This window comes from Rhizobium sp. NZLR1 (genome assembly GCF_017357385.1).
Taxonomy (GTDB): domain Bacteria; phylum Pseudomonadota; class Alphaproteobacteria; order Rhizobiales; family Rhizobiaceae; genus Rhizobium.
In genome coordinates this window covers 79131-91383 of sequence record NZ_CP071635.1, presented here as the reverse complement: position 1 = coordinate 91383, position 12253 = coordinate 79131, and the positions used below count along the sequence as shown (strand labels likewise).

Here is a 12253-nt window from a genome sequence, read left to right as displayed (position 1 = left end):
GCTTTGCGACAAGCATTCTTCCTCGCCCAATCGCGTATTTTCCGTCCAGGTAGCTGAAACAGCAGTTAATTATTGTTGGTCAGCTCAATCGGCCTGCCTGGCACGAATCTTGAGAGCTATTGCGAGGCAGCGGAACGGCCTCCGCATCCGCGTTGCGGGATAACCGCATTTGCTTCGAACACATGAAGGAACGCCAAGCATGGCAGCTCTGCGTCAGATCGCATTCTATGGAAAGGGCGGAATTGGCAAGTCCACTACGTCCCAAAACACGTTAGCCGCCCTTGTGGACCATGGGCAGAAGATCCTCATCGTCGGCTGTGATCCTAAGGCTGATTCTACGCGCCTGATCTTGAACTCGAAGGCTCAGGATACGGTTCTTGATCTCGCAGCAACGAGAGGTTCGGTTGAAGATCTTGAACTCGAAGACGTGCTCAAGGTCGGCTATAAAGGTATCAAATGCGTGGAGTCTGGCGGCCCGGAGCCGGGCGTCGGCTGCGCGGGACGCGGCGTTATCACGTCGATCAACTTTCTCGAAGAGAACGGTGCCTACAACGATGTCGACTACGTGTCTTATGACGTGCTCGGTGACGTTGTGTGCGGCGGCTTCGCGATGCCGATCCGTGAAAACAAAGCTCAGGAAATCTACATCGTCATGTCCGGCGAAATGATGGCCCTCTATGCCGCCAACAATATCGCCAGGGGCATTCTAAAATATGCCGCAGGCGGCAGCGTCCGCCTGGGTGGGCTCATTTGCAACGAGCGTCAGACCGACCGCGAAATCGACCTCGCCGAAGCGCTGGCTGCCAAACTCAATTCTAAGCTCATCCATTTCGTGCCACGCGACAACATTGTCCAACATGCCGAGCTTAGAAAGATGACGGTAATCCAATATGCGCCGGACTCTCAGCAAGCGGCCGAGTACCGGACACTTGCCCAAAGAATACATGACAATTCTGGCAAAGGCACCATCCCGACCCCCATCACCATGGAAGAACTTGAGGACATGCTTCTCGATTTCGGGATCATGAAAACCGATGAGCAGATGCTTGCCGAACTTCAAGCCAGGGATGCGAAGTGATAGCTGCCCAGTGATCACACTGATACGAGCGTGCAGCGACACGCAAAGCGCTCGCCATCCCGTGAGGGAGGTTTCGCCAATGAGGCTTCATCCGGATTTTCTAAGGGGTAGGGTCAATGAGCCTCAAATACGACAATGACAGTGGCTTCCACGCGAAGCTTATAGCAGACGTGCTGTCGCAATATCCGGGCAAAGCAGCGAAGCGCCGCAGTAAACACCTTAGCGTGGCAACGAGCGAAAAGGACGCCGGCGAGGACCCAAACACGATTAGCGAATGCGAGGTAAAGTCGAACATCAAGTCTGTTCCTGGCGTGATGACGATCCGCGGATGCGCGTATGCCGGTTCAAAGGGCGTCGTCTGGGGACCCATCAAGGATATGGTTCACATTTCACACGGGCCGGTCGGCTGCGGTCAATACTCCTGGTCGCAACGTCGCAACTATTACGTCGGTCTGACAGGCATCGACACTTTCGTGACGATGCAATTTACCTCCGATTTCCAGGAGAAGGACATCGTTTTCGGCGGTGACAAGAAACTGGAAAAGGTCATCGACGAGATTGCTGAGCTTTTCCCGCTAAGCAATGGCATCAGCCTGCAGTCCGAATGTCCGATCGGTCTGATTGGCGATGACATTGAGGCCGTAGCGCGAAAAAAGGCCAAAGAACATACGACGACCGTCGTGCCGGTGCGCTGCGAAGGCTTCCGTGGTGTGTCGCAATCGCTTGGCCACCACATCGCCAACGACGCAATTCGAGATTGGGTCTTCGACAAGAAAGACTTAAAATTCGAGCCGGGTCCTTACGACGTCAATGTCATAGGCGACTATAACATTGGCGGCGATGCATGGGCGTCGCGCATCCTGCTCGAAGAGATCGGATTGCGCGTGGTCGGCAACTGGTCGGGAGATGCAACTCTCGCCGAAGTGGAGCGCGCTCCGAGAGCTACGCTCAACCTCATTCACTGCTATCGGTCGATGAATTACATCTCCAGACACATGGAGGAAAAATATGCCATTCCTTGGATGGAGTATAATTTCTTTGGCCCATTCCAGATCGAAGCCTCGCTGCGCAACATAGCCAAGCATTTCGGGCCGGAGATCGAAGATAGAACGGAAACAGTCATCGCCAAATACCGACCCTTCGTTTCGGCTGTGGTCGACAAATATTGGCCGCGCCTTTCTGGCAAACGGGTGATGCTCTACATCGGCGGATTGCGCCCTCGTCACGTCATCACCGCCTATGAGGACCTCGGAATGGAAATCGTAGGAACCGGCTACGAATTCGGTCATGGCGACGACTATCAGCGCACCGGCCACTACGTAAAAGAAGGCACGTTGATCTACGATGACGTGACTAGCTACGAACTAGAGAAATTCATCGAGGGAATTCGGCCCGATCTCGTCGGGTCCGGCGTTAAAGAAAAATACCCGGTGCAGAAAATGGGCATTCCATTCCGTCAGATGCACTCCTGGGACTATTCTGGTCCGTATCACGGTTATGACGGCTTCGCGATTTTCGCTCGGGATATGGACATGGCGATCAACAATCCAGTTTGGCGTCTCTACGACGCGCCCTGGAAAAATGACCGCGCTTTGGCGGCGGTTGCTGGGTGAGAACATAGCGTTCGCGCGTAAAAAACGCGCAACGGCTTAAGCGACGCATGTTTCTGGACCGCCCTTGAGCCGCGGCCAGATCGAAAGAGGTGACTCTATGCCGCAATCAGCTGAGAAAACTCTCGACCACGCGCCCCTATTCTGCGAGCCGGAATACAGGCAGATGTTAGCCGAGAAAAAGTTGAACTTCGAATGCCCACACCCTGATCAGGTCGTGTCAGACCAACGCGAATTCACGAAGACCTGGGAATACCGCGAGCAAAACTTGGCCCGCCAAGCCCTTGTCGTCAATCCAGCCAAAGCCTGCCAGCCACTCGGCGCGGTTTTCGCAGCGGCGGGATTCGAGCGAACGATGTCGTTCGTCCATGGCAGCCAAGGTTGCGTTGCCTACTACAGATCGCACCTATCGCGCCATTTCAAGGAGCCGTCATCGGTGGTCTCGTCATCGATGACAGAAGACGCCGCTGTATTTGGTGGCCTGAAGAATATGGTCGACGGTCTCGCCAACACGTACAAGCTCTATAACCCGAAGATGATCGCGGTGTCGACCACATGTATGGCCGAGGTCATCGGAGATGACCTGCATGGTTTTATCGAAAACGCCAAAAGTGAAGGTTCGGTCCCGCGCGATTTCGATGTCCCCTTCGCCCACACACCTGCCTTTGTCGGCAGCCATGTCGATGGCTATGACAGCATGGTAAAAGGTGTGCTGGAGAATTTCTGGAAGGGCACCGCGCGAAATGAAGCCACCGCTACTATCAACATCATTCCTGGATTTGATGGCTTCTGCGTTGGGAACAATCGCGAATTAAAACGCCTGCTCGACTTGATGCAAGTGACTTACATGTTCATCCAGGACGCATCAGATCAGTTCGATACGCCTTCCGATGGCAAATTTCGGATGTATGACGGCGGGACCAAAATCAATGACGTGAAGGCGGCGTTGAACGCGGAGTGGACATTGTCCCTGCAATATTACAACACTCGCAAGACGTTAGATTACTGCAGAGACGTTGGACAAGCGGCGACCTCCTTCCACTACCCTCTCGGCGTCGAAGCTACCGACGAACTTCTGATGGTGATATCGGAGATTTCCAGCAGAGAAATTCCCGAGGCGATCCGTCTGGAGCGCGGCCGACTCATCGATGCGATGGCGGACAGCCAAGCTTGGCTGTATGGAAAAAAATACGCGATCTACGGCGATCCAGATTTCGTTTATGCGATGGCGCGCTTCATCATGGAGACCGGCGGCGAGCCAACCCACTGCCTCGCCACAAATGGCACCTCAGCTTGGGAGGACGAGATGAAGGAACTCCTCGCATCCTCGCCCTTCGGGAAGAATGCACAGGTTTGGCCAGGCAAAGATCTCTGGGCACTGCGCTCGCTACTGTTCACCGAGCCGGTGGATCTCCTGATCGGAAATTCTTATGGGAAGTATCTCGAACGGGACACCGGTACCCCACTGGTTCGGCTGATGTTTCCAATTTTCGACCGGCACCATCATCATCGATTCCCCCTCATGGGTTACCAAGGCGGACTGCGTCTTTTAACGGCGATCCTCGACAAGATCTTCGACAACCTCGATCGCGAAACAATGCACGCGGGTGTGACAGATTATTCGTACGACCTCACTCGCTAAAAGCGGCGGCCGGCCAGGCGGCCTATCTCTCAACCAGATATGAAGGCAGACGAATGTCCTCGCTCAACGCCAAAAACAAAGATGCCTTCCACGAGCTAGCGAGTGAAAAGAGCGGCAGCAAGGGTCCCAAGGCGCGCCTCAGGAATTGCGCGAGGCCAATGGCCCCGGGAACGGCCGTCGGCGGTTGCGCTTTCGACGGCGCCAAGGTCGCACTGCAGCCGATCACGGATGTCGCACATCTTATTCACGCGCCGCTCGCCTGCGAGGGAAATTCCTGGGACAACCGTGGCGCTGCCTCGTCAGGCCCAACACTTTGGCGCACGAGCTTCACGACTGATCTTACGGAAATCGACATCGTCATGGGACACAGTGAACGGAAGCTCTTTAAAGCGATCCGGGAAATCAAGGATGGGTATGCGCCCGCAGCAATCTTCGTCTATTCAACCTGCGTTACGGCGATGATCGGTGACGACATCGACGTTGTTTGCAAGCGAGCGACGGACGAATTTGCCTTACCGGTGGTGCCGGTCAATGCGCCAGGCTTTGTCGGGTCTAAAAACCTCGGCAACAAGCTAGCGGGCGAGGCGCTGCTCAAGCATGTCATAGGTACCGTGGAGCCCGATGAACCAGGCCTTTGCGACATCAACATACTCGGCGAATTTAACCTCTCGGGTGAGTTCTGGCAGGTGAAGCCGCTCTTGGATAAGCTCGGCATCCGCGTCCGCGCCTGTATTCCCGGAGACGCGCGATATCTGCAAGTCGCCTCCGCCCACCGCTCGCGCGCAGCGATGACGGTGTGTTCGACAGCGTTCGTTGCGTTGGCACGTAAGATGCAGGAACGCTGGGACATTCCATTTTTCGAAGGCTCCTTCTATGGCATCTCGGGCACCTCGGAGGCCCTCCGGCGGATCGCCGATCTGCTTGTAAAGAAGGGTGCTGACCCCTCGCTTTTGCATCGCACAGAAATCCTTGTAGCGGAAGAAGAGGAAAAGGTGTGGAAGAGGCTGGAAGCCTACCGACCTCGCCTTGAGGGCAAGCGCGTGCTTCTAAATACAGGCGGCGTGAAATCCTGGTCCGTCGTCCATGCCTTGATGGAGATCGGCATGGAGATCGTCGGCACATCAGTCAAGAAATCGACGCTCGAAGATAGGGAGCGAGTGAAACAGACCCTGAAGGAGGAGAACCTCCTGTTCGAGTCGATGTCGCCGCGCGAGCTTTTCTCGCTTCTGCTCGAGAGAAAGGCTGACATCATGCTGTCGGGCGGACGCACCCAGTATATAGCGCTAAAGGCAAAACTGCCCTGGCTCGACATTAACCAGGAGCGTCATCACGCTTACGCTGGCTATGAGGGAATGGTGCAACTTGCTCGACAAATTGACCTGGCAATCCACAATCCGATGTGGCCGCAGGTGCGCGAGCCGGCGCCATGGGAGCCGGCCTTGGTCGTTTAAAAACGAGCGAAAAGAGAAGTGTAAGCGCAACCAAAACCGCGAGATCACTCGCAAAAAATGTTGAGGTCGTACTATGGCACGCGTCGTATCTCAAACGAAGTCGGCGGCGGTCAACCCCCTGAAGTCGTCTCAGCCGCTTGGTGCTGCCTTCGCCTTTCTGGGCGTCGACGGCGCAATACCGCTGCTCCATGGCAGCCAGGGATGTACGAGCTTCGCGCTCGCACTGCTCGTGAGGCATTTCAATGAAGCGATCCCGCTGCAAACGACGGCGATGAACGAAGCCGCGATAATCGTCGGCGGCGCGGATCGTCTCGAAGAGGCAATTCTCAACCTCAAAACCCGCACACGGCCACGACTGATCGGGATATGCACGACCGCATCGGTAGAGGCCCGCGACGAGGATGTCGCCGGTGACGTCGAAAACATCAAACGCAAGCGGGCGATGGAACTTGCGGGCACCGAAGTGGTACTCGCCAACACGCCGGACTTTGACGGCGCGATAGAGGAAGGGTGGTCCAAAGCTGTTACCGCCGTGATCGAGGCAATAGCGCGACCTGACAAGCAGTATCGCAATCCGAGGAAGATCGCGATCTTGCCTGGCTGGAACTTAACAGTTGCTGACATAGAACATCTGCGCGAGACGGCCGTAAGCTTCGGGCTCGACCCGGTTATTCTGCCCGACGTATCCGGAGCGCTCGACGGCTCCATCCCCGAAGAATGGATGCCGACAACGTATGGCGGCACCAAATTGAAGGAGATCCGCGATCTCGGTGCGACGATGCAGTGTATCGCAATCGGTGAGCATATGCGCCGACCGGCTGAAGCGCTGCAGAGACTGACCGGCGTGCCGTACGTGCTGTTTAGATCGCTGACGGGCCTAGAAAACGTCGATCGCTTTATTCGCGTGCTTGCCGCTATGTCACGCAAACAGACACCGCTCAATGTCCGCCGCAACCGAATGCAGTTGCAGGATGCCATGCTCGACGGACATTCCCATATGGCTGGCAAGAAGATCGCAATCGCCTCCGAGCCCGATCAACTCTTCCAGCTCTCCGACTTTTTTACTGCCATGGGTGCGGAAATTGCGGCCGCGGTCACCACGACCGGCACCTCGAAGGCGCTCGAGATGGTACCGGCGAAGACCGTCAAAGTCGGCGATCTCAGTGATCTGGAAAGTCTCGCCGCAACGGCCGATCTTATCGTCACACACTCGCACGGCCGAGAAGCTGCCAGACGTCTCGGCGTCCCGCTGATGCGGGTGGGGTTCCCCATGTTCGACCGCCTCGGCAGCCAGCACAAGCTTACAATCTTGTACCGAGGGACCCGCGACGTGATCTTCGACTTCGCGAACATCCTTCAGACTAACCACCCCCGAACCCCTGGCCCACTTGACTCAACCGACAGGCGGGAATCGCAAAAATGAGATCAGTTCGTCGCCTCTCGCAGTTCAATGGCAGATTCCATCACCAGCGGCCGAAACGGCAGTTGGGCGCTTTGCGAACCGCGATCGCCACGCAAGCTATGAAAGGACTGAAAGCGCAGTTTGAATCGGCCAAACGATTGACCAACTACGACGCGATACGCGACGCGTGGACCTTCGTGGAAGCCGCTGGGTTAGAAGACATCTCCGACGAGATCGGAAGACACCGAAGGGAAGGTGAGGATTGCACCGGGACAAAGATAGCGGCGTTAGACAGCTGCCGGCTCGCATTTTGTCTCGCAATGGGCGCGCCTTCGGCGGTCACATTTGTCATAGGCAGAACTCGCTAAATCGGAGGAATCTATGACAAGCTCATCCGTGACTCGCGACGGATCCCGATGGATGCCGGAATATCTGAATTCGATCAACCCTGCCACGTGCATCGGCTGCGGCCGCTGCTTCAAGGTCTGCTCACGTGAGGTCATGCATCCCTACGGTATCGATGAAGCAGGCGAAATGCTGGGTGTCTGCGATGGCGAGGACGACTTTAATGGTGAGCTCAGTCGCGTGATCATGGTCATTGATTATCCCGGCCGCTGTATCGGCTGCGGAGCGTGCGCCCGCGTCTGTCCCAAGAACTGCCAGACTCATATCGCCGTTGATCATCGTGCGGTGCACGAATCTTGAATTCCGTTCCGAGCGGTAGAAGCCGCCGGCGCCATCCACAGTGCGAGACAATCGCATCAGTTCGATCTGCCATTCGGAGGCAATCATCACAGGAAACACCAGGTCGAAAGTCGAACGATCTGAAGAGAAGAGGCATTGCACTGTGCATCAAGCCGCGACCTACCTCTCTGTGATTATTCTTTGCGTCGCCGAAGCGACTGTCGCGAGTGAAACCATGGTCACCCAACCCGTCCGGACTTGATGTGGTCGACCTCGGAGCATTTAAACCCGCCGACGAGTTCGACAGCCTTCCGGTTACATCCTTGGGCGGCCGACGCGAGCTTCGAAATTTGAAAGCAAGATCCAACCATGAGCTTCTAAATGAGGATACTCATGAGAGCATTAGATATTTCTGTCGTTGGAGCAACCGGGGCGGTCGGAACGGCCCTGATCAAGTTATTGGAAAAAAGCGAGATTGCGATCAATCGACTGCAGCTGTTCTCCTCCGGTTCGGGTGCGCGCCAATTCAAGTTTCGAGACCAAACATATTTAGTTGAGGCACTCCGCGACATCGGCGATATCGCCGATACAAAAACCGATATCGCATTCTTCTGCGCAGGCGATGACGTAAGCGCCAAATGGGGGGCTCCGTTCGCATCCCAAGGCACCTTGGTGATTGACAACTCGAACTCCTTTCGAATGAACCCTGACGTACCACTCATCGTACCACAAGTTAACGCCTGTTCACTTACCGTTCGCCCACCGTCTCGAATAGTAGCAAACCCAGATTGCTCCACGATACAGCTGGTTCGGGCACTGAAACCGCTGATAGCGACGTTCGACATTCACCAGATCATTTTGACCACCTATCAGGCAGCGTCTGGAATGGGCCTGCTCGGGTGTAAAGAGCTACTAAACGGTGCCCAAGCCGTGATCGAGGGGAGCGCCGGCCCCCCTGCGGAGAGGTTTCCTGTCCCTCTCGCGTTCAATGTCATACCGCAGATCGGAGAGATTTCCCGCGAAGGCGTGGCTATTGAGGAACGCAAGCTGGTTCAAGAGTCACGGAAGATCTTCGGTATGCCTCACCTGCAGTTAACCGCCACCTGCGTTAGAGTGCCGGTAAAGACGGGTCATTCCGAGGCGGTATACGTCGAGTTCGACGATCATGTTCGACTAGAACAGGTCCGTGAGCTCCTGGCAAATGAACCAGGTGTTCGACTTTATACTGATGAAATTCGCGACGGATATCCAACGCCGCGCTTTCTGGGAGATCCCGCAGATGTTCACGTCGGACAGGTCCGAGTAAATCCCGAGAATCCGCGCGGGCTGTGGATGTGGGTGGTAGCCGACAACCTTCAGGTTGGGGCCGCACTCAACGCACTCCTCATCGCACAGCTTGCGATCGCCAATAACTTGATCGGTGAAACATGAAAACGACCATTGTCAATTTTGAGAGCTCGAGTTTTCGAGATCCTTGTCACTACGCTCAAGTTGCTCGGCATTTAGCTGAGCTGCGGACTGCAGGAGGAAGTAAGATTATCGCCGTGGTTAGCGCAATGTCTGGAATGACCGACAAGCGGAAAGCAGCCATGCTTGGCGTCAACGGGGAAACATCACCATCGAATCTCGATGCGGCGCTCACCACCGGCGAAATGCTAACTAAGTCATCGGCTCAAAAATCAAGCGCAACATAAAACATGAATAAGCAAAAATCACCGAGGAAGCTTTCAAAAATCGCCTGTGCCTGCCTGTTGTCGGGCAGCTTGCTGGCAGGGTCGGGGTATGCTGTCACGCCGGACAATGGCCAGATCTTGAGCGGCTTTTGGACCACCGCGAATCTGGTCAAGGAATATTTCGATTGGCGCGGCTGGGCTGGCTGGGGCACGATTGGCCTGACCAATGTGGTCATTACCGTGGCAACCGGAGAAAGCAATGGCGCCTTTACCCGGGCTCTGTTCACCAATCTTTGCGGCTCTACCGCCGCCGGGTTTGTAGCCGCGTGGAAGCCGGCCACCAGGCCCGGAGCTGCGACGCACATCAAGGCAATCGTCAAGGCCGGGACCGTGACCGCCGCCGCCAGCGCCTGCGGATGGGCGACGCAGGCAATTCTTAGCAAGATCGATTCCGAAATTCCTGCTGCGCAAAGAGCGATCGACAACGCGCAAAGAAACAATGTGCCGAATTACAAGGAAATTGTCGACGACAAGACAAAAGTAAATAACGCATTTCTGGGCATCGAGAAGAATTACCGCGATACCGCGCTCGCCTTGAACAAGGCGGCGGATCTGATGAGCCAATACCGCAGAAACGGCTGCACGCCCCGCACGCAGTCCACACTCTGCGCCGACCTCTATCGTCGCTGGGCCAATGCGCAAGCCGAGGCTGAGCAGAAACTGCTTGCCTTCAACGATGACGGCAACACGATGTCCGCCAACGTCAAGGAACTGGGTCACGACGTGAAATCTTGAATTGAATTGGCCCGTTCGAATCTTCGGCCGGCCCGTTGAAAGCAGTGGGCAAGCGTCACACTCTGAGGAAAAAAATGCCGATCTACTACTCAAAGTCAACAGGCAAAAAGAAATTGCTGCGCGTCCTTCTCGTATCGCTTACAGCTTTGGCGGTCTATTGCATTTACCAGTCGGATGAAATTGCACCAACGGCCGAGGTGTTGCCTGCCGACCGTCAAGCTCCCGTTCGATTCGATCTGTTGAATCCGGCGCAATATGCATTGCAGGCCAAGGATTACGGGGGGCATCCCGCCTACGGCGCAGCGATGCTGGCGCGGGTATGCGCCAGCTATTTCGAATCTAGGAGCAATCACGACCAGGATCTGGCCGACGCCGCAAAACTGGAAAAAAGCGGCGACAGGAACTTCGAAGATCTTGTCGCCGCCACCGCTTTCAAGATTCGCACGATGGAGGTGCAGTGCAGCGGTGTCACCGCGGAAGACATCCGGAATTCCGGCGATTTGCTGCGCGAAGCCGCAGCCGCGGGGGATGTCAATGCCAAGGCCATTGTCTTGTTCGAGGATTTCCGCGCCGCAGATGCCGCCCGGGCCGAAGCCAAGCTGACCAACAAGGCCTTCGTCGTCGATCCCGCCGTTTACAAGGATTGGCTGAACGAAGCGGTGCATCTGACCGAACAGGGAAATCTGAGAGGCGCCCAGCTTGCCGCCTTGTTGACCGGCGTCAGCGCCTACGGGCAAAAAGACATAACTACATCGGCCATGTGGTCCATGGTCGCCCAACAATCCAAAGGGGAGGCATTCGATTCCGGCAAATTCTCTTTCGAGACGGAGCCATACAACGAATTGAGCAGTGCACAAAGAGCCGCAGCCACCGAGCGCGCAAAGGATGTTTTCGGCACGTGTTGCAACCAGCCTTCGGCGCAAGCCCAGGAGGCGCCCTGACAGAGTGATCGCCGCACCGGAGCGCGAGGAAATCGGACAGCTTCCGGCGCGCTGAATCTCGGATGGCAGGCCGTTAAGCCGCCTTCCTGGTCTTGGCGGCCGTCTTTTCCAAGGCTGCCTTTCGGCCGGCGCCGCCGGATTTGGCAGCGGTCTTGGCACTGCGCTTCTTTGTCGCCGCAGTGCTGGACATGTCGCCGACCAGCTGCTCGGCGATCTTCATTTCCGTCGCAGTCACCTTGGCGCCCTTGACGCCCGCGGCCGGCAGATCAAGGCCTTCCAGCGTCTTGACCTCGTCGCGCCAGCGCAGCAGGTTCAGCACCAGCACCAGCACCTTGCCCGAAGGCACCAGCCCGGCCACGCGCTACGCGCACAACGCACTGGGCCCAGCGCGCCTTCAAGACCGAGCCGCTGTACCCGCCCAGCCAGGGCGACGAGGCCGAGCCGGGCTTCATGGCGATGTTGACACCGTCGTGGCTGCGTGTTTCGGCCAGCAGCGCTGTGATTTGGAGAAGCTTGTCACTGGGCTGTGCGGTGATTTCCCCCGACCAAGCCTCGACGCCGACGAGAAGCCCGTTCTGCTTAATCAGTCCCTCTTGCTCAAGGTGCGCTCGGAAATCAACTCGGTCGTGGCCATCGGCCTGCGCCGTGCCTTTGAAATTGCCGTACTGAACACTTGCATGGAAGTTTTCCGTTGTATGTCCGCTCCTCATTTGGAGCGGCAAGCATAAGACGGTAGGGCGCGGTGAGTTCAAGAAATCGTGCCGGCGCCCATTCTTGAATCTCTGCGCAGGATGCGATCGGCCAACGGCGATAGAAGCGCCGGCGAGGAGATCCGGCCACCCGCAGTCGTTTTTCCACCTCGGCCAGCACCAGAACGCCACAGCTGGAGGTGGTTCCTTCCGAAGTGGTTACCTGACACCGAAGAAAACGATGTCGGCCCCTTCAAAACCAAGGCTGCGGCGATGGCACAGGCAGAG

Annotated in this window: 12 protein-coding genes; 11 read left to right on the top strand and 1 reads right to left on the bottom strand. The window is 56.4% G+C overall.

The window, feature by feature from the left end:
• Nucleotides 1-199 precede the first annotated feature (199 nt).
• From nifH to J3O30_RS29385, 10 genes are all read left to right on the top strand, one after another.
• The gene (gene nifH / locus J3O30_RS29430; protein ID WP_028756151.1) at nucleotides 200-1078 is read left to right on the top strand and encodes a nitrogenase iron protein; all 879 of its coding nucleotides are present in this window, start codon (nucleotides 200-202) and stop codon (nucleotides 1076-1078) included.
• A gap of 116 nt (nucleotides 1079-1194) precedes the next feature.
• Nucleotides 1195-2691, top strand: coding sequence for a nitrogenase molybdenum-iron protein alpha chain (gene nifD, locus J3O30_RS29425; protein ID WP_077987957.1), 1497 nt, complete (start codon nucleotides 1195-1197; stop codon nucleotides 2689-2691).
• A 97-nt stretch (nucleotides 2692-2788) separates the two neighbouring features.
• Complete coding sequence (gene nifK, locus J3O30_RS29420) at nucleotides 2789-4330, top strand: nitrogenase molybdenum-iron protein subunit beta (protein WP_077987958.1); 1542 nt, start codon at nucleotides 2789-2791, stop codon at nucleotides 4328-4330.
• 53 nt (nucleotides 4331-4383) lie between these two features.
• Nucleotides 4384-5781, top strand: a complete 1398-nt coding sequence (gene nifE / locus J3O30_RS29415; protein ID WP_131624543.1) for a nitrogenase iron-molybdenum cofactor biosynthesis protein NifE — start codon at nucleotides 4384-4386, stop codon at nucleotides 5779-5781.
• A 73-nt stretch (nucleotides 5782-5854) separates the two neighbouring features.
• Nucleotides 5855-7204 (top strand): nitrogenase iron-molybdenum cofactor biosynthesis protein NifN, encoded by a 1350-nt coding sequence (gene nifN / locus J3O30_RS29410; RefSeq protein ID WP_207585699.1) that lies wholly within the window; start codon nucleotides 5855-5857, stop codon nucleotides 7202-7204.
• Nucleotides 7205-7564: 360 nt separating this feature from the next.
• Nucleotides 7565-7888, top strand: coding sequence for a ferredoxin III, nif-specific (fdxB, locus tag J3O30_RS29405; RefSeq protein ID WP_018517733.1), 324 nt, complete (start codon nucleotides 7565-7567; stop codon nucleotides 7886-7888).
• Nucleotides 7889-8260: 372 nt separating this feature from the next.
• Nucleotides 8261-9298 carry an aspartate-semialdehyde dehydrogenase gene (locus J3O30_RS29400; RefSeq protein ID WP_077987962.1) on the top strand — a complete coding sequence of 346 codons (1038 nt, stop codon included), beginning with the start codon at nucleotides 8261-8263 and terminating at the stop codon, nucleotides 9296-9298.
• Nucleotides 9295-9561, top strand: coding sequence for a hypothetical protein (locus J3O30_RS29395; RefSeq protein ID WP_184328257.1), 267 nt, complete (start codon nucleotides 9295-9297; stop codon nucleotides 9559-9561). Before J3O30_RS29400 ends, J3O30_RS29395 begins: the two co-directional genes overlap by 4 nt.
• Nucleotides 9562-9564: 3 nt before the next feature.
• A complete protein-coding gene (locus J3O30_RS29390) occupies nucleotides 9565-10335 on the top strand; it encodes a hypothetical protein (RefSeq protein WP_077987963.1) in 771 nt (256 codons plus the stop codon).
• 74 nt (nucleotides 10336-10409) lie between these two features.
• Complete coding sequence (locus tag J3O30_RS29385) at nucleotides 10410-11276, top strand: hypothetical protein (RefSeq protein ID WP_245384582.1); 867 nt, start codon at nucleotides 10410-10412, stop codon at nucleotides 11274-11276.
• 73 nt (nucleotides 11277-11349) lie between these two features.
• Here J3O30_RS29385 and J3O30_RS29380 read toward each other — a convergent pair whose 3' ends face one another.
• Nucleotides 11350-11634, bottom strand: a complete 285-nt coding sequence (locus J3O30_RS29380) for a hypothetical protein (RefSeq protein ID WP_198943668.1) — start codon at nucleotides 11632-11634, stop codon at nucleotides 11350-11352.
• A gap of 145 nt (nucleotides 11635-11779) precedes the next feature.
• On the opposite strand from J3O30_RS29380, the gene J3O30_RS29375 reads away from it, so the two are divergent.
• Entirely contained in the window at nucleotides 11780-12004 is a 225-nt protein-coding gene (locus tag J3O30_RS29375; RefSeq protein ID WP_131624547.1) for a hypothetical protein, read from the top strand.
• Nucleotides 12005-12253 lie beyond the last annotated feature (249 nt).

What these genes read in the sequence shown, in the direction of transcription:
- J3O30_RS29400 (WP_077987962.1), top strand. Translation starts at nt 8,261, where the DNA reads ATGAGAGCATTAGATATTTCTGTCGTTGGAGCAACCGGGGCGGTCGGA.
- nifE (WP_131624543.1), top strand. Translation starts at nt 4,384, where the DNA reads ATGTCCTCGCTCAACGCCAAAAACAAAGATGCCTTCCACGAGCTAGCG.
- J3O30_RS29395 (WP_184328257.1), top strand. Translation starts at nt 9,295, where the DNA reads ATGAAAACGACCATTGTCAATTTTGAGAGCTCGAGTTTTCGAGATCCT.
- J3O30_RS29390 (WP_077987963.1), top strand. Translation starts at nt 9,565, where the DNA reads ATGAATAAGCAAAAATCACCGAGGAAGCTTTCAAAAATCGCCTGTGCC.
- fdxB (WP_018517733.1), top strand. Translation starts at nt 7,565, where the DNA reads ATGACAAGCTCATCCGTGACTCGCGACGGATCCCGATGGATGCCGGAA.
- nifK (WP_077987958.1), top strand. Translation starts at nt 2,789, where the DNA reads ATGCCGCAATCAGCTGAGAAAACTCTCGACCACGCGCCCCTATTCTGC.
- J3O30_RS29385 (WP_245384582.1), top strand. Translation starts at nt 10,410, where the DNA reads ATGCCGATCTACTACTCAAAGTCAACAGGCAAAAAGAAATTGCTGCGC.
- nifD (WP_077987957.1), top strand. Translation starts at nt 1,195, where the DNA reads ATGAGCCTCAAATACGACAATGACAGTGGCTTCCACGCGAAGCTTATA.
- nifH (WP_028756151.1), top strand. Translation starts at nt 200, where the DNA reads ATGGCAGCTCTGCGTCAGATCGCATTCTATGGAAAGGGCGGAATTGGC.
- nifN (WP_207585699.1), top strand. Translation starts at nt 5,855, where the DNA reads ATGGCACGCGTCGTATCTCAAACGAAGTCGGCGGCGGTCAACCCCCTG.